Here is a 16,384-nt window from a genome sequence, read left to right as displayed (position 1 = left end):
TTGTCCGGGTGCAACAAAGGTGACGACCTTGAGCGTGTCCTGCTGTTGCCGCGGGCTTCATCTTTTTTACGGGTCTGGAATCTTCGATGCTGGCGTACCACCAAAAAAGCTTTTTGATCGTCGATGATTTCTCGGATTTCCGCAGTTCTGTCCGGTCCATGCTGCGTGAGCTGGGCGTCAAGGACGTGGACACTGCCGATACAGGCGAGCAGGCGCTGCGCATGTGTGCGCAAAAGCGCTATGACTTCATCCTGCAGGATTACCACTTGGGCGACGGCAAGAAGAACGGCCAGCAGGTGCTCGAAGACCTGATGACCGACAAGCTGATCAGCCATGAAAGCGTATTCCTGATGGTCACCGCCGAGACCAGCCAATCGATGGTGCTCAGCGCCCTCGAGCACGAGCCGGATGCCTATCTGACCAAGCCTTTCAACCGCTCCAGCCTGGCTCAGCGGCTGGAGCGGCTGCAGCAGCGCAAGTCGTTGCTCAAACCGATCCTGCAGGCGCTCGATCGCGGCAAGCCGCTCGAAGTGCTCAATGCCTGCATCGCCCTGTGCAAGCAGGATCCGCGCTATTCGCCGCTGTGCCTGCGCTACCGGGCCGATGCCCTGCGTGAAATGAACCAGAACGAAGCATTGGAGCGGCTGTACGAGAGCATTCTGGCGGATCGCCCGTTGCCATGGGCCTATGTCGGCCTGGGGCGTCTGCTGTTCAAGCGTGGCCAGGTGACCCAGGCCAAGGCCATCTACGAAAAGGCCTTGAAAGCCTTTCCGATGATGCCGGCGCTCTACGATGGCATGGCCGAAGTGCTGCTTGCCGAAGGAGACTCCAAGCGTGCCCAGAGTGTGCTGGAGGAGGCCGTGCGCCTGTCGCCGCTGGCCGTGCGCCGGCAAGCGCTGCTGGGCAAGCTGGCGATGGCCAACGAAGACTTCGAGACCGCCTCCAGGGCCTATCGCCAGGCGGTATCGCAAGGTGCACAATCGCGTTTCAAGGACCCGGAAAGCAACCTTGGCCTGGCGCACGCGCTGATCAGCAAGGGCAGTGAAAGGGGTCTGGATACCCGCACGCGCCTGGAAATCAACAGCACCCTGAGTGCGGTGGCCAAGGAAAACCCCAGCGATCCGGGGTTGCAGATTCGCGCCCGCCTGATGAAGGCCACCAGCCTGTTGCTCAACGATGCTGAAACGGCGGAAAAGCTCACCGAGCAGGCGATGTTGCGCCTGGACGGGATGGAACAGTTCATGAGCCCGGAAGCGGCGCTGCTGGTGGCCAAGCAACTGCAGATGCTGGGACAGGCCGATGCCGGCGCGTCGATGCTGAAAAACTGTGCGGAAATCTACGGCGACGACCCGAAGGTGATGGAAGGCATCGCCAAGCTCACCGATGACCCGGCGATCCTCAATTCCGCCAACGCCGCGGCGGACATGAACCGCCAGGGTGTGCGCAGTTACAAGGCCGGCGCCCTGGGCGAGGCCCGGGACCTGTTCCGCCGGGCCTTGGCCATGCAACCGAAGAACATCAGTATTGCCCTGAACATGGCGCAGTCGTTATTGCACGGCACCGACATCACCCAGGATACGGCGCTGCTGGAAGAGTGCCGGACCTGCCTGAAGATGGTCGGCCTGATGCCCGATACCGACGCGCGTTATCCGCGTTATCAGAAGCTGCGAAGCAAGGCGTTTGGCGAATGAATACCCACGAACAGGCTCTCGACTTTTCCACGGTGATCGCCTCTACCGTGCACGACATGAAGAATTCCCTGACCCTGCTCATGCAGGCCCATGCCCAGTGGCTGGCAAGATTGCCGCAGGCGCAGCAGGGCACGCCGGAACAGGGCGTGATGGAGTTCGAATTCGCCCACCTCAACGGCATGCTGGTGCAACTGCTGGGGCTCTACAAGCTGGGAGTCAACCAGTTGCCGGTGCAGCCGGGCTACCACGAACTGGATGACTTCATCGAAGCGCAGTTGGTCAGCCATCAGGATGTGTTCGCCAGTCGCGGCATTGCCGCGACCTATGAAGTCGATCCTTTGACCCCCCTGGGTTTTTTCGATCGGGAACTGATCGCCTCGGTGCTGGCCAACTGCATCAACAACGCCATTCGTTATGCGCGCCATGCGCTGCTGGTCAGCGTGCACGATGAAGGCGGGCAGACGGTGCTGACCATCAATGACGATGGCGAGGGTTATCCGCAGCAGATGATCGATAACCAGGCCGACTACGTGCAAGGTATCAATCACAGCAGCGGCAGCACCGGCCTGGGGCTGTACTTCGCCGGGCGCATTGCCGCGCTGCATCAGCGCAATGGTGTCTGCGGGCGTACCGAGATCCGTAATGGCGGGCCTCTGGGTGGTGGTGTGTTCAGTCTCTATCTGCCTTGAAACCGGCCTTGAAGCGGTTGCCGAGCTTGTAGGGGCTTCGCCGCATTTCGGTGGTGTGTCCGATCCCGAGGGCTTTTTGTTCGAGGCTGCTTGATATTCCGAACAGCCGGAGCCTATTTTGTACGGGTCGCCGTTCTCGGCTCGTACAACAACAAGGATTGAGTCATGACAACCGATGGCCGCAGTTCACTCGCACAGCGATTGACGGGCATTGACGAGATTGAATGTGTCACTCCGGATCTGAACGGCGTGCCACGGGGCAAGGTGATGACCGCCGAGGGTTTCCTCGAAGGGCGGCGTTTGCAGATGGCCCGCGGGGTGCTGCTGCAATGCATCATGGGTGGGTATCCACCCGCGCGTTTCTACGGCAGTGACGACGGCGACCTGGCGCTCAATGCCGACCCGCAACAGATTCATCGCCTGCCCTGGAGCTCGCAGCCGCGTGCGCTGGCGATTTGCGACGCGGACGAGTTGAGCGGCGAAAGCTCGCGCCTTTCCACCCGCGGCCAGCTCAAGGAGGTCATCGCGCGGTACGCCGCTCGCGGCCTGGCGCCAGTGGTGGCGACCGAGCTGGAATTCTTCGTGTTTGCGCCCAATACCGATCCGACCCAGCCTTTCCAGCCACCCCTTGGCCTGGACGGTCGTCGCGAAGACGGGCATTCGGCGTTCAGTGTCAGCTCCAACAACGGCTTGCGGCCGTTCTTCAGTGAGGTCTACGCCTGCATGGCGGCCTTGGGCCTGCCGCGCGATACCTTCATGCATGAAATGGGCGTCAGCCAGTTCGAGATCAACCTGCTGCACGGCGATCCGCTGTTGCTGGCCGACCAGACCTTCCTGTTCAAGCACCTGCTCAAGGAAGTGGCGCTCAAGCATGGCCTGACCGTGGTGTGCATGGCCAAGCCACTGGCGCATACGCCGGGCAGTTCGATGCATATTCACCAGAGCCTGGTCGAGTCGGCCAGCGGGCGTAACGTGTTCAGCGACGAGGCCGGAGAGCCGACCGCGATGTTCCGCCACTTCATTGGCGGGCTGCAGGCGGGCATGGCGGATTTCACTGCGCTGTTCGCACCGAACGTCAACTCCTACCAGCGCCTGTGTCATCCTTACGCCTCGCCGAACAATGCCTGCTGGTCCCATGACAATCGGGCGGCGGGTCTGCGTATTCCGGCCAGCTCGCCGGTGGCGCGGCGGGTCGAGAACCGTTTGCCGGGCGCCGATGCCAATCCGTATCTGGCGATCGCCGCGAGCCTGGCGGCCGGTTTGCACGGCATCGAAAACGAGCTGGAGCCGACGCCGGCGATTCAGGGTGAGTTTGCCGTGCCGGACAGTTTATCTTTGCCTTGTACCTTGCATGCCGCTCTCGAGCGTCTGAAACGTAGCCAGTTGGCCAAGGAATTGTTCGGCAATGAGTTCGTCGAAGGTTATGTCGCTTCGAAGACCATGGAGTTGACCAGTTTCTTTGATGAAATAACTCCCTGGGAGCGGCGCGTCTTGGCGGCCCAGGCTTAACCGAACCGTCGCAGTCGGGCCATCGTTCGGATGGCCCGGCACTCAATTCAAGGAGCCGCTCGGAACGCCGATGCGCCAAATCTGGAAATCCTTTCGAGCGCTTTATTTCGCCTCGCTGATGATGTTGATCGGCTCGGGCCTACTCAGTACCTACCTGGCGTTGCGCCTGGCCGCCGATCATGTCGACGGGTTATGGGTGGGGGCCTTGATGGCGGCCAACTACTTCGGCCTGGTGCTGGGTGGCAAAATCGGCCACCGCCTGATTGCCCGGGTCGGCCATATCCGGGCCTACGCCACCTGTGCCGGGATCGTCGGCGCGGCGGTGCTGGGGCACGGCCTGGTGGACTGGTTGCCGGCCTGGCTGGTGCTGCGGATGATCGTCGGCCTGGGCATGATGTGCCAGTACATGGTCATCGAAAGCTGGCTCAACGAGCAGGCCGACGCCAAGCAACGCGGGCTGGTGTTCAGCGGCTACATGATCGCCTCGTATCTGGGGTTGGTTTTGGGGCAGTTGATTCTGGTCATGCACCCGGCCCTCGGGCTTGAATTGCTGATGCTGGTGGCCCTGTGTTTTGCCCTGTGCCTGGTGCCGGTGGCCATGACCCGACGCATTCACCCGGCGCCTTTGCATCCGGCGCCCATGGAACCGCGCTTCTTTATCAAGCGCGTTCCGCAGTCGCTGAGCACGGTGCTCGGGTCGGGGCTTATTGTCGGTTCGTTCTATGGTCTGGCGCCGTTGTATGCCTCCCAGCAGGGCTTGAGTACCGAGCAGGTCGGCCTGTTCATGGGCAGCTGCATTTTTGCCGGGCTGGTGGTGCAGTGGCCGCTGGGGTGGCTGTCCGACCGTTATGACCGGGCCCTGCTGATTCGCTGCTTTGCCTGCTTCCTGGCGGTCGTGGCTTTGCCGTTGGCGATCCTGCCCCAGGTGCCGCTGGAGGTGCTGTTCGCCCTGGGGTTCCTCTGTTCGCTGGTGCAGTTCTGCCTGTACCCGTTGGCGGTGGCGTTTTCCAACGACCATGTCGAAGGCGATCGGCGGGTCTCGTTGACCGCGATGTTGCTGGTGACCTATGGCGTCGGGGCCAGTGTCGGGCCATTGGTGGCAGGGGTGCTGATGAAGTTGTTCGGCAGTCAGATGCTTTATGCGTTCTTCAGTTTTTTTGCCCTGGTACTGGTCTGGCGCATCCGGCCGAAAGCCGTGACCAACCTGCATCAGGTCGATGATGCGCCGCTGCATCACGTGGCGATGCCGGACAGCATGTCCAGTTCGCCATTGGTGGCCGCGCTCGATCCGCGGGTCGACGAGCAGGTGGTGCAGGATCAGATGCAGCAGAGCAGCACGCCGGAAGCCGAGCCCCCGGTCGCGAGCGAAGAAGCCATGGATGAGGTTGAGGATCCAGTGGTGAAACCGGAAGAGCCGGGGCCGGACCAGTTCAGTGGGGCCAGGCCCTAGAAACAAAAAAACGGGCAGTCACCGCAAGGGGCTGCCCGTTTTTTTATCGACCTGCGAAACTCAGAGGTCGTCTTTGTCGAAGCGCCGGGCTTCGCGTTGCAACTGATAGACAAAGCGCTCGACCTGGCGTTGAACTAGGCCGCTCATGTTGTGGAAGCGCACGCCGGCGAAAGTCGTGTCGATCTTCTCTTCGTAGTGCAGATAACGCAGTTCCACCGGCGCGGTCATGCTGCCGAAGGGCAGGGCGGCGATAAAACGCTCGTAGACCTGGCCCAGTTGCAGGCGGCTGGAGATGTCACCGTCGAAGCGCAGCTTGCAGCCGGTGGCGGAGATATCCAGCAGTTTGCCGGCGATCGGCGCCTTGAGTTTTTCGCCACCCAGCTCGATGTTGACCAGTTGCGCCAGCTTCAGGGCTGCGCGAAAGGCATTGCGGCGCTGGTGATAGACCACCTCGTCCGGCAGGGTGCCGCGGTAGCAGCGTCCGCCATTGGATTCGTCGATGGTCGGGATGCCGTTGCTTTCCCAGGCGATGCGCACGCCTTCGTGAAAGCCTTCGACGCGAAAGGGTTCGCCGGCGAGCATGAAGCGTTCGCCATCGCGGGGGATCATTTCGTCCAGGGCCATCATGTTGCTGTCACGATCGACCTCGACCAGATAGCTTTGAAAGCGCTGGCTGCGTTCGTGGAAAGTGATGATCAGCGGGTCATGGCTGTCTTGCAGCAAGCGCAGCGTGGAGTTGATTTCCAAGGGGGTGGTGAGCACCTTGGGTGGCTGCGGCGCATCTTCTGCGTTTACGGCATTGAACACGGTTCATCAATCTCCAGACAAAATACGACTACACGCAAGAGCCGGCATTTTGCCAGCATGCTCCACGACTTGATAGGGCGCGCTCATCTCTGGGGTCAGGCCTGGCTAAGCGGGCGAGGCTTGGCCAGCTTGGCGGTTGAGCCGCGGGCATCATAGAGGGCTGGAGGCTCGCCACCGGTGAGGATCTTCAATTGATTGGCGGTGGTGGCCTGTTGAACCTGGATCGAGCGACCGTTGAGTTCGTTCGCCGCCTGGCAATCGGCAAGCATCTGGGTCAGCACATCGCTCTGGGTCAACAACTGCTCGCCAACCGAAGAATGGCTGGCCAGTTGTTCCAGGCCGGCACGGCTGGCGGGAAGATTCAGGCTGGCAAGGATTTCGCTGCGTTTGCGGCCATGCTGCTCGAGCAAAATGATCAGGGCTTGCTTCTGCGCAAGAATCTCTTCCAGCAGCGGCATGTCGCGACCGTGCAGGGCGAGGGATTCGGTGCGCAGCAATTCCAGCAATTGTTGAGCTGGAGCAAAGTCGTCAGTGATCAGTTGCAGCAAATTAGTGTCGTGCATGTATGGCCTTGGGTTTTAAGCGTCCAAAAAACTGGCGCAGGCCTTATTGGCTAGCGCTGGGCTTCGAAATTGAGCAGTTTGCTGGCTACACGGTTGCTGTCGACTTTATAGCTGCCATCGGCAATCGCTTGCTTCAACTCGGCCACGCGGGCGTTGTCGACGGCAGGCTGGTCGCGCAGCTTGTCAGTGATCTTCTGCAACTGTTGAGCCTCATTGCTGAGGTGTACCGACTCCCCGCTGGTGCTGGCCTGTTCGGCCGGAGCGTTCAGCGGCGCGGATTTGTCGGCGTCGCCGGTTTCCTTGCTGGCGCTGGTGCGCGTGCTACCGGTGAGTGAAGGAGAGCTGTTTAAACGGCTGAAATCGATGACCATGGTAAAAAACCTCTGGGTATTTGGACGCTTGACTTGTTTTCGGCAATACCCCGGAAAACTTTAGGCTTCAAATATCGATAAGCCCGCACGCGCCGCTATTGCCCTGCATGGGCCACAGTTTAGGGGGCAAGAGTGCGCAGCGCCAGTCGTCTACATCGCGACTTCCACCTGTCCCGGCGCGGTGATCCGCGCTTTGATGACCCGTTGTGAATTGAGGTTCTTGACCCGTATCTGCTCGCTCATGCCGCCATTGGACAAGGCTTCACCCGGCATTTTCACGTTCAGCGTGCCGCTGCGGGCGGAGATCACCACCTGATCGCCCTTGCGCACCACTTCCGCCTGTTCCAGGTGAACCAGGGTGACGAGCTGGTCGGCGACCATTGGTCGGACAAGCTTCTGCCCGATGGCCTGGTCCACCGAGGTCAGATAACCCTGGTTGATCTGGCCGATATCGCGCTCGCGCAGCATCACGTCTTCGGGGCTGATGATGCCGGCGCGCTTGAGTGGCCGGGTGGTGGTCACCACTTCGCGGAACAGCTTGACCTGGGCGGGCACGAATACGGTCCAGGGCGAGGCGCCGTCGCAACGCACACGAACGGTTACGCGTCCCAGCGGTTGCGCCGGGCTTTCCAGGGTCGCTGTCAATTCCTTGTCGCAGTGCGGCATGCGCAGCCGCGGGTCGAGCTGATTGACCTGGATCTCGTAGCGCCCCGGGGTTTGACTGGTGGCTAAATAGTCTTCTACGGTGAATTCAAGAAACCCCTGAGTGACGCCGATAAGTAGATCAGGCAGGGTTACCGAGTCAGCAACGGCAGGATGGCCAGGGTTTACAAAAAACAAAGCCGACAGCCCGTACAGCAATCTGCGGTAGTTTGATGTCAGGCGTCGGGAAAATGTCGTTTTGGCGTTCATAACAGTTAAAAAGCAAGCGCCGTGCCGTTTAGCGATGAGCGCGCGTCGGAACTTAAGCTTTGGGGGGGGCTGGGCATGGCTGGTGTAATGGATTCGGTGAACCAGCGCACGCAACTGGTAGGGCAGAATCGCCTTGAGCTGCTGTTGTTCCGTCTCGATGGGCAGCAACTCTATGGGATCAACGTGTTCAAGGTTCGGGAGGTACTGCAATGCCCCAAACTGACGTTGATGCCCAAATCCAGTCCTGTGGTGTGCGGTGTCGCGAATATTCGAGGGGCGACCATTCCGATCCTGGACCTGGCAATGGCCACCGGTTCAGGCGGGTTGCAGGATCTGAGCAACCCCTTTGTCATCATCACTGAGTACAACACCAAGACCCAGGGGTTTCTGGTGCGGTCGGTCGAGCGCATCGTCAACATGAACTGGGAAGAGATCCATCCGCCACCCAAGGGGACGGGGCGCGATCACTACCTGACGGCGGTGACGCGGGTCGACAATCAGTTGGTGGAAATCATCGACGTCGAGAAGGTGCTGGCCGAGGTCGCGCCGACACCCGAGACCATTTCGGTGGGCGTGGTGGATGTCGAGACTCAGCACAAGGCGGTTTCGCTGCGGGTGCTGACGGTCGATGACTCGTCGGTGGCGCGCAAGCAGGTCACGCGTTGCCTGCAGACCGTGGGGGTCGAAGTGGTGGCCCTGAACGACGGCCGACAGGCGCTGGATTACCTGCGCAAGCTGGTCGACGAGGGCAAGAAACCTGAAGAAGAGTTTCTGATGATGATCTCCGACATCGAGATGCCGGAGATGGACGGCTACACCCTCACGGCCGAAATACGCAACGATCCACGCATGCAAAAGCTGCACATCATCCTGCATACTTCGTTGTCAGGTGTATTCAATCAGGCGATGGTGAAGAAGGTCGGTGCCGATGACTTCCTTGCCAAGTTTCGTCCTGATGACCTGGCATCCCGGGTTGTCGACCGGATCAAAGCAGCAGATAACAGCTAGGGATATCCATCCCCGGCGGTCATACGATTTAAGAGGCGGCATCATTGTCTACGGGTAATTTGGATTTCGAACAGTTCCGGGTGTTCCTGGAAAAAGCCTGTGGGATCTTGCTGGGCGAGAACAAGCAATATCTGGTGTCGAGCCGTCTCAACAAGCTGATGGAACAGCAAGGCATCAAATCCCTCGGGGAGCTGGTTCAGCGTATCCAGAGCCAGCCGCGCAGCGGTTTGCGAGAGATGGTGGTCGACGCCATGACCACCAACGAGACCCTGTGGTTTCGCGATACCTATCCATTCGAGGTGTTGAAGAACAAGGTCCTGCCGGAGGCGATCAAGGCCAGTCCCAACCAGCGCTTGCGCATCTGGTCAGCGGCCTGTTCCTCGGGCCAGGAGCCCTATTCGTTGTCCATGTCGATCGACGAGTTCGAGAAGGCCAACATGGGGCAACTGAAGATGGGGGTGCAGATCGTTGCCACTGACCTGTCCGGGACCATGTTGAACAACTGCAAGACCGGCGAGTACGACAGCCTGGCGATCGGTCGCGGTTTGTCGGCCGACCGCCTGCAGCGCTATTTCGACCCCAAGGGGCCGGGGCGCTGGGTGGTCAAGGCGCCGATCAAGAGCCGGGTCGAGTTCCGCTCGTTCAACCTGCTGGACAGCTATGCCAGCCTGGGCAAATTCGACGTAGTGTTCTGCCGCAATGTGCTGATCTACTTCTCCGCCGAGGTGAAGAAGGACATCCTGATGCGCATTCACAGCACCCTGAAACCGGGTGGTTACCTGTTTCTCGGGGCGTCCGAAGCGCTCAATGGATTGCCCGACCACTATCAGATGGTCCAGTGCAGCCCTGGGATCATTTACCAGGCGAAGTAGGAATGTCGCTGTTGAAAAGAGAGGCCTTCGGGCCTCTTTTTTTGTGCCTGCGATTCCTTCTGTGGCGCAGGGCGGCAACCGTTGCATTGCCGCTTTGCTGACGTTTCGCGGAAATGCCTTGCCGCTTTTCTGGCATTGCCGCTTTGCCGCTGCCCGCAAAGCCTTGATTTAAGGGGTTCGAGCACTTGGCACGCAGCTTGCTATGTCCAGCTTACGAAAAATCTGGTCGAAGGTTTCCCGACATGAGCATCAGCTTCGATAAAGCGCTCGGCATTCATGAACAGGCTCTTGGCTTTCGCGCCAAGCGTGCCGAGGTGCTGGCCAACAACATCGCCAACGCCGACACCCCGAACTACAAGGCTCGGGATCTGGACTTCTCCGCCGTGCTCGCCGAGCAGAATGAGAAAGCCAAGAGCGGCACCTTTGCCCTGAACATGACCAACAGCCGGCACATCGAAGCTGAAGGCCTGAGCAGCGGCGACGAGTCGCTGCTGTATCGCACGCCGATGCAACCATCGATCGACCAGAACACCGTGGATGCCCAACTGGAACAGTCGAACTACGCCGAGAACTCGGTGAACTTCCAGGCCAGCTTCACGCTGCTCAACAGCAAATTCAAAGGGCTGGTGTCAGCCCTGCGCGGAGAGTAATCCATGTCCCTCGCCAGTGTTTTCAATATTGCCGGTAGTGGCATGAGTGCCCAGACCACTCGCTTGAACACCGTCGCCAGTAACATCGCCAACGCCGAGACGGTCTCCTCGAGCATCGACCAGACCTACCGTGCGCGCCACCCGGTGTTCGCCACCATGTTCCAGGGCGCGCAAAGCGGCGGCAGCCAGTCGCTGTTCCAGAACCAGGACGCGGCTGGTCAGGGCGTCCAGGTGCTGGGTGTGGTCGAGGACCAGAGCAACCTCGAGGCGCGTTACGAGCCTAACCATCCGGCCGCCGACGCCAAGGGGTATGTCTACTACCCCAACGTCAACGTGGTGGAAGAAATGGCCGACATGATTTCCGCCAGCCGCTCGTTCCAGACCAACGCGGAAATGATGAACACCGCCAAAACCATGATGCAGAAGGTCCTGACCCTCGGTCAGTGATAAGAGGCGACTCAGATGAGTGTTTCCGATAGCACCAGTGGCCTGACGCTCAAGGAGATCCTGGCGAACTCCTCGAAGAAGACCCCGACCACCAGCAATGATGGCCTGGCGGCGGCCACCAACAGCGTCAAGGGTAAAAACGAGCTGGGCAAGGACGCGTTCCTGAAGCTGCTGGTGACCCAGCTGAAAAACCAGAACCCGCTGGACCCGCAGGACAACAGCGAGTTCGTTGCCCAGTTGGCGCAGTTCTCCACCCTGGAAGGGATCACCACCCTCAATACCTCGGTGAACTCCATCACTGGCAGCTACAAGTCGTCCCAGGCCCTGCAGGCTTCGTCCCTGGTGGGGCGTTCGGTGATCGTCCAGGCCGGTACCACCCAGGTCGACACCACCAAGAGCATGACCGGTTCGGTGACGGTTCCGGCCAGCGTCAGCGGTCTGAAGGTGACCATCACTGACAAGGATGGCAAGGAGGTCAAGACCCTCGACCTGGGCAGTCAGAAGGCCGGCAGCACCAGCTTCGTCTGGGACGGCACCAAGACCGACGGCACCAAGGCCGATCCGGGCAATTACACCTTCAAGGCCAGCACAACGATCGATGGCAAGGCGACCGACCTGGTCACCTACCTGCCAGCGACGGTCAACAGCGTCACCATCAGCCAGACCGGCGGTGAGCTGATGTTGAACCTCGCAGGACTGAGCAGCCCCGTGGCGCTCTCCAAAGTTCAAACCATTGGTATCTAGAGCCGACTAACGCGGCACAAGGAGTGGAATATGTCTTTTAATATCGGCCTTAGCGGTCTCTACGCTGCCAACAAGCAACTGGACGTGACCGGCAACAACATCGCCAACGTGGCGACCGCCGGCTTCAAATCGTCGCGTGCCGAATTCGCCGACGTCTACTCGGCCACCAAGCTGGGCACCGGCAGCAAGACCATCGGTAATGGCGTGCGTCTGGCCAACGTTTCCCAGCAGTTCGGCCAGGGTGACGTGAACAACACCGGCAACGTACTGGACATGGGTATCCAGGGTTCGGGTTTCTTTGTGCTGAGCGACAACGGCTCGCTGACCTATACCCGCGCCGGTACCTTCAAGACCGACAAGGACGGCTACATCACCAACACCGATGGCACTGCCCGCCTGCAAGGTTATGCGGTCGATGCCAATGGCAAGATCGTCAACGGCGTGCTGACCGACCTGCGCATCGACACCTCGAACCTGTCGCCGAAGGCCACCAGCTCGGTGTCCTCGACCATCAACCTGAACTCCACCGCGCCGGTCATCGACCAGAGCGTGACAGGTTTTGCCTTTGATCCGACCAAGGTGGAAACCTACACCAAGCAGTTCAGCACACCGATCTATGACAGCCAGGGCAACGAGCACAAGCTGGACCAGTACATGGTGAAAACTGGTGCCAACACCTGGAAGACCTATACCCTGGTCGATGGTCGTAACCTCGATGGTTCCGCTCCGACCACCACCGGTGCTACCGCTCCAGTCGCATCGACCATGAATTTCGACTCCGCCGGCAAACTGGTTTCGGTCATCACGCCGCCTGCCACTACGCCTAATCCGGGCAACAACCTGACCCTGGCGGGCTGGGTGCCTGGCACTGTGACCAACGGTACGTGGAAGGCCAACGGTGCCAGCGCCAATCCCGGTGGCGTGACCATCTCCATGACCAGCACCACTCAGTTCAACGCCGATACCGCGCGTTCGCTGCCGGTGCAGGACGGCTACGCCACTGGCCAGATCACTAACCTGACCATCGACGGCACCGGTACCCTGTTCGCCAACTTCAGCAACAGCCAGAACAAGGCCATCGGCCAGATCTCCCTGGCCAGCTTCACCAACGAACAAGGCCTGCAGCCGGTAGGCGGCACCAGTTGGAGAGAAACCTACGCTTCGGGCGTACCGGGCTACGATGCTCCTCAGACCGGCACCCTGGGTTCGATCGTGTCCAACTCCCTGGAAGAGTCGAACGTCAACCTGACCAACGAGCTGGTGGACCTGATCAAGGCCCAGAGCAACTACCAGGCGAACGCCAAGACCATCTCCACCCAGAGCACCATCATGCAGACCATTATTCAGATGACCTGATAATGGCTGGCTGACAGCGCTTGAAAAAAAGCCCCTCACCGCAGGGGCTTTTTTGTGCCCGCAAGCTTCATCGACCACGACCGGCTTCCGTAGGAGCGAAGCTTGCTCGCGATGAGGGATATGGCAGAGGAGGTGGATCGGTCCTGCCACGGCTGCCTGGCTCACAGGGCTGTATTCGGCTGGTTCATTCCCGCGAAGCTGACGTTGGGGGCTTCTGGCAAGTCGTCTGCAACAGGTTGTGGGAGGGCTTGGTCCTCGAAGTGCCGTCCTTTGGATTCGGTGGTGCTGTGGCTTTCCCGGGCAAAAGAAAACCCCCGGCAGGCAGGGCCTGTCGGGGGTTCGGATAAGCGCCGGGGAGGCGCCTATCGGCTCAGCTTATTGGCAAGCTTCGCAATCCGGCTCGTCGATGGCGCAAGCCTTCGGCACTGGAGCAGGACCGGCTGGAGCGGCCAGGACCGAGTCGTCACCGTGGTTGCCGCCGCTGGAAACAGCGTTCAGCTTGCCGGTGTTGATGGTCGACTTCTCGGTGCTGGTCGCGGCCAGGGCACGGAGGTAGTAAGTGGTTTTCAGGCCACGGTACCAGGCCATGCGGTAGGTCACGTCGAGCTTTTTGCCCGAAGCGCCGGCGATGTAGAGGTTTAGCGACTGAGCCTGGTCGATCCACTTCTGGCGACGGCTGGCGGCGTCGACGATCCACTTGGTTTCCACTTCGAAGGCAGTCGCGTAGAGCTCCTTGAGTTCTTGCGGGATGCGCTCGATCTGCTGCACGGAACCGTCGTAGTACTTCAGGTCGTTGATCATGACCGAGTCCCACAGGCCGCGAGCCTTGAGGTCGCGAACCAGGTACGGGTTGATCACGGTGAATTCGCCCGACAGGTTCGATTTCACATACAGGTTCTGGTAGGTCGGTTCGATCGACTGCGACACGCCGGTGATGTTGGCGATGGTCGCGGTCGGAGCGATGGCCATGATGTTGGAGTTACGAATGCCTTTCTGTACACGGGCGCGCACTGGTGCCCAGTCCAGGGTTTCGTTCAGGTCGACATCGATGTACTTCTGGCCACGGGCTTCGATCAGGATCTGTTGCGAATCCAGCGGCAGGATGCCTTTGGACCACAGCGAACCCTGGAACGTCTCGTAGGCGCCACGCTCGTCGGCCAGGTCGCAGGAAGCCTGGATCGCGTAGAAGCTCACCGCTTCCATGGACTTGTCGGCGAAGTCGACGGCAGCATCGGAACCGTAAGGGATGTGCTGCAGGTACAGCGCGTCCTGGAAGCCCATGATGCCCAGTCCGACCGGACGGTGCTTGAAGTTGGAGTTCTTTGCCTGCGGTACCGAGTAGTAGTTGATGTCGATCACGTTATCGAGCATGCGCACGGCGGTGTTCACGGTGCGTTGCAGCTTGGCGGTGTCCAGCTTGCCGTCGACGATGTGGTTCGGCAGGTTGATCGAGCCCAGGTTGCAAACGGCGATCTCGTCCTTGTTGGTGTTCAAGGTGATCTCGGTGCACAGGTTCGAGCTGTGGACCACGCCCACGTGCTGCTGCGGGCTGCGCAGGTTGCACGGGTCCTTGAAGGTCAGCCAAGGGTGGCCGGTTTCGAACAGCATGGACAGCATCTTGCGCCACAGGTCTTTGGCCTGGATGGTCTTGAACAGCTTGATCTTGCCGTATTCGCACAGGGCTTCGTAGTACTCGTAGCGCTCTTCGAAGGCCTTGCCGGTCAGGTCGTGCAGGTCCGGTACTTCCGATGGCGAGAACAGGGTCCACTTGCCGTCATCGAAGACGCGCTTCATGAACAGGTCAGGGATCCAGTTGGCGGTGTTCATGTCGTGGGTACGACGACGATCGTCACCAGTGTTCTTGCGCAGCTCGATGAACTCTTCGATGTCCATGTGCCAGGTTTCCAGGTAGGCACACACAGCGCCTTTGCGCTTGCCACCCTGATTCACGGCTACGGCGGTGTCGTTGACCACTTTCAGGAACGGCACGACGCCCTGGGATTTACCGTTGGTGCCCTTGATGTAGGAGCCCAGCGCACGCACCGGAGTCCAGTCGTTGCCCAGGCCGCCGGCGAATTTCGACAGCATGGCGTTGTCGTGGATGGCGCCGTAGATGCCCGACAGGTCGTCCGGCACGGTGGTCAGGTAGCAGCTCGACAGCTGTGGACGCAGGGTACCGGCGTTGAACAGGGTCGGAGTCGAAGCCATGTAGTCGAAGGACGACAGCAGGTTGTAGAACTCGATGGCACGGTCTTCTCTCTGCTTCTCTTCGATCGCCAGGCCCATGGCCACGCGCATGAAGAAGATCTGCGGCAGTTCGAAACGCACGCCGTCCTTGTGGATGAAGTAGCGGTCGTACAGGGTCTGCAGGCCCAGGTAGGTGAACTGCTGGTCGCGCTCGTGGTTGATCGCCTTGCCGAGTTTTTCCAGGTCGAAGTCGGCCAGCACAGGGTTCAGCAGTTCGAACTCGATACCTTTGGCGACGTAGGCCGGCAGTGCCTTGGCGTACAGGTCGGCCATCTCGTGGTGAGTGGCGCTCTCGGCCACTTCCAGGAAGCTCAGGCCTTCGGCGCGCAGGGTGTCCATCAGCAGGCGGGCGGTCACGAACGAGTAGTTCGGCTCGCGCTCTACCAGGGTGCGCGCGGTCATCACCAGGGCGGTGTTGACGTCCTTGAGCGCTACGCCGTCGTAAAGGTTCTTCAGGGTTTCGCGCTGGATCAGGTCGCCGTCAACTTCTTCCAGGCCTTCGCAGGCTTCGGTGACGATGGTGTTCAGGCGGCCCATGTCCAGAGGCGCGAAGCTGCCGTCGGTGCGGGTGATGCGGATCGACGGGTGAGCCTGCACCGGCTCTTCGCTTGGCGTGCGGGTGGCGCGCTCCTTGGCGCGCGAGTCACGGTAGATCACGTAGTCGCGGGCAACTTTCTGCTCGCCGGCACGCATCAGGGCCAGTTCGACCTGGTCCTGGATCTCTTCGATGTGGATGGTGCCGCCCGAAGGCATGCGACGCTTGAAGGTGGCGGTGACCTGCTCGGTCAGGCGAGCGACGGTGTCGTGGATTCGCGACGAAGCGGCAGCGGTGCCGCCTTCAACTGCGAGAAACGCTTTGGTGATGGCGACGGTGATTTTGTCATCGGTGTAAGGAACGACAGTGCCGTTACGCTTGATCACTCGCAGTTGGCCAGGCGCGGTGGCAGACAGATCCAGGTTGGAATCGGCAGCCTGCGGCGCTTTGGCCTGCGGGTTCTCGCGAGTTGTGTCGGTTTGCATGGGTGTCTCCACGTTCTCTATGTTTGTTTGGGCACCCTTTGGGTGCCC

General features: G+C 60.3%; 15 protein-coding genes. 10 read left to right on the top strand and 5 right to left on the bottom strand.

The features are described from left to right. Positions 1-86: 86 nt before the first annotated feature. The 4 genes from PVZ80_RS29415 (at position 87) to PVZ80_RS29400 (ending at position 5,339) form a co-directional block, all read left to right on the top strand. Positions 87-1,691 carry a tetratricopeptide repeat-containing response regulator gene (locus tag PVZ80_RS29415; RefSeq protein WP_273864904.1) on the top strand — a complete coding sequence of 535 codons (1,605 nt, stop codon included), beginning with the start codon at positions 87-89 and terminating at the stop codon, positions 1,689-1,691. Next, entirely contained in the window at positions 1,688-2,380 is a 693-nt protein-coding gene (locus PVZ80_RS29410) for a sensor histidine kinase (RefSeq protein WP_009050309.1), read from the top strand. The genes PVZ80_RS29415 and PVZ80_RS29410 overlap by 4 nt, the downstream gene beginning before the upstream one ends. A 267-nt stretch (positions 2,381-2,647) precedes the next feature. Continuing rightward, entirely contained in the window at positions 2,648-3,889 is a 1,242-nt protein-coding gene (locus PVZ80_RS29405) for a glutamine synthetase family protein (RefSeq protein WP_177477867.1), read from the top strand. A gap of 70 nt (positions 3,890-3,959) precedes the next feature. Further along, a complete protein-coding gene (locus tag PVZ80_RS29400) occupies positions 3,960-5,339 on the top strand; it encodes an MFS transporter (protein ID WP_009050307.1) in 1,380 nt (459 codons plus the stop codon). 60 nt (positions 5,340-5,399) lie between these two features. Here PVZ80_RS29400 and PVZ80_RS29395 read toward each other — a convergent pair whose 3' ends face one another. The 4 genes from PVZ80_RS29395 to flgA form a co-directional block, all read right to left on the bottom strand. Next, positions 5,400-6,146 carry a flagellar brake protein gene (locus tag PVZ80_RS29395; protein WP_009050306.1) on the bottom strand — a complete coding sequence of 249 codons (747 nt, stop codon included), beginning with the start codon at positions 6,144-6,146 and terminating at the stop codon, positions 5,400-5,402. A 95-nt stretch (positions 6,147-6,241) separates the two neighbouring features. Continuing rightward, positions 6,242-6,709, bottom strand: a complete 468-nt coding sequence (locus PVZ80_RS29390) for a flagella synthesis protein FlgN (protein ID WP_009050305.1) — start codon at positions 6,707-6,709, stop codon at positions 6,242-6,244. Between the two features lie 50 nt (positions 6,710-6,759). Continuing rightward, positions 6,760-7,080 (bottom strand): flagellar biosynthesis anti-sigma factor FlgM, encoded by a 321-nt coding sequence (flgM, locus tag PVZ80_RS29385; protein ID WP_009045139.1) that lies wholly within the window; start codon positions 7,078-7,080, stop codon positions 6,760-6,762. Positions 7,081-7,230: 150 nt separating this feature from the next. Next, a complete protein-coding gene (flgA, locus tag PVZ80_RS29380) occupies positions 7,231-7,992 on the bottom strand; it encodes a flagellar basal body P-ring formation chaperone FlgA (protein WP_028683154.1) in 762 nt (253 codons plus the stop codon). 75 nt (positions 7,993-8,067) lie between these two features. Between flgA and PVZ80_RS29375 the strand changes: the two genes are divergently transcribed. The 6 genes from PVZ80_RS29375 (at position 8,068) to flgE (ending at position 13,069) form a co-directional block, all read left to right on the top strand. Continuing rightward, complete coding sequence (locus tag PVZ80_RS29375) at positions 8,068-9,000, top strand: chemotaxis protein CheV (RefSeq protein ID WP_007921626.1); 933 nt, start codon at positions 8,068-8,070, stop codon at positions 8,998-9,000. Between the two features lie 44 nt (positions 9,001-9,044). Continuing rightward, positions 9,045-9,872, top strand: coding sequence for a protein-glutamate O-methyltransferase CheR (gene cheR, locus PVZ80_RS29370; protein ID WP_009050303.1), 828 nt, complete (start codon positions 9,045-9,047; stop codon positions 9,870-9,872). Between the two features lie 242 nt (positions 9,873-10,114). Then, positions 10,115-10,522, top strand: coding sequence for a flagellar basal body rod protein FlgB (flgB, locus tag PVZ80_RS29365; protein ID WP_009050302.1), 408 nt, complete (start codon positions 10,115-10,117; stop codon positions 10,520-10,522). Positions 10,523-10,525: 3 nt separating this feature from the next. Next, positions 10,526-10,969: a flagellar basal body rod protein FlgC gene (flgC, locus tag PVZ80_RS29360; protein WP_009050301.1), complete on the top strand. Its 444-nt coding sequence runs from the start codon at positions 10,526-10,528 to the stop codon at positions 10,967-10,969. Positions 10,970-10,984: 15 nt separating this feature from the next. Beyond that, on the top strand, positions 10,985-11,713 hold the full coding sequence (flgD, locus tag PVZ80_RS29355) for a flagellar hook assembly protein FlgD (protein WP_009050300.1): 729 nt from the start codon (positions 10,985-10,987) through the stop codon (positions 11,711-11,713). A gap of 30 nt (positions 11,714-11,743) precedes the next feature. After that, entirely contained in the window at positions 11,744-13,069 is a 1,326-nt protein-coding gene (gene flgE, locus PVZ80_RS29350; RefSeq protein WP_009050299.1) for a flagellar hook protein FlgE, read from the top strand. A 375-nt stretch (positions 13,070-13,444) separates the two neighbouring features. Here flgE and PVZ80_RS29345 read toward each other — a convergent pair whose 3' ends face one another. Beyond that, positions 13,445-16,336: a ribonucleoside-diphosphate reductase subunit alpha gene (locus tag PVZ80_RS29345; RefSeq protein WP_273828609.1), complete on the bottom strand. Its 2,892-nt coding sequence runs from the start codon at positions 16,334-16,336 to the stop codon at positions 13,445-13,447. Positions 16,337-16,384 lie beyond the last annotated feature (48 nt).

Origin of the sequence: Pseudomonas sp. B3G-3, assembly GCF_028640915.1 — a bacterium.
In the GTDB taxonomy this organism is placed as follows: domain Bacteria; phylum Pseudomonadota; class Gammaproteobacteria; order Pseudomonadales; family Pseudomonadaceae; genus Aquipseudomonas; species Aquipseudomonas chlororaphis_I.
The sequence above is the reverse complement of the archived record's forward strand: the minus strand, read 5'-3'. Positions and strand labels throughout refer to the sequence as shown.